Below are 509 nucleotides of genomic sequence, written 5' to 3'. Positions count from 1 at the left end.
CGCGCTGCGGCCGCAGCGGCGGCCAGCCCCTGCCGGTCGGTCAGCCACGGCGTCAAGGCATCGGCGAGGGACTGTGGCGTAAACGCGTCCTGCCGGATCATGCGGGCGGCGCCGGCGGCGACCAGCGCCCCGGCATTGTCGGCCTGGTGATCATCGGTGGCGATCGGCAGCGGCACCAGGATCGATGGCCGGCCCATCACCGCCAGTTCAGCCACGGTCGATGCGCCAGACCGCGCGATGACGATGTGGCTCGAAGCCATCTCGGCGGGCAGATCGGGGAAATAGGCGGCGATGCGCGGGGTGATGCCGGCGGCGGCATAGGCGGCTTCCATTGCCGCGCGGTCCTCGTCGCGGCCCTGGTGCGTCACGTCGAGATGGCCGCGCAGATCAGCTGGCAGCAGGGCAAGCGCCGCCGGCACCACGCGGTTGAGGATGGCGGCGCCCTGGCTGCCGCCCGTCACCAGCAGCTTGAGGCGCGGGGCATCGGCGGCAAACGGCGCCTGGCCGGC

At 73.1% G+C, this 509-nt stretch carries 1 protein-coding gene; it reads right to left on the bottom strand.

What is annotated here, in order from left to right; genetic code table 11:
* On the bottom strand, positions 1–509 hold a 509-nt coding region (locus GJV64_RS15420), incomplete at both ends, for a UDP-N-acetylglucosamine--N-acetylmuramyl-(pentapeptide) pyrophosphoryl-undecaprenol N-acetylglucosamine transferase (protein WP_268920656.1).

The organism is Sandarakinorhabdus rubra, from assembly GCF_010994245.1.
Classification (GTDB): domain Bacteria; phylum Pseudomonadota; class Alphaproteobacteria; order Sphingomonadales; family Sphingomonadaceae; genus Sandarakinorhabdus; species Sandarakinorhabdus rubra.
Note: the sequence above shows the minus strand (reverse complement) of the source record. Positions and strands in the feature narration are given on the sequence as shown.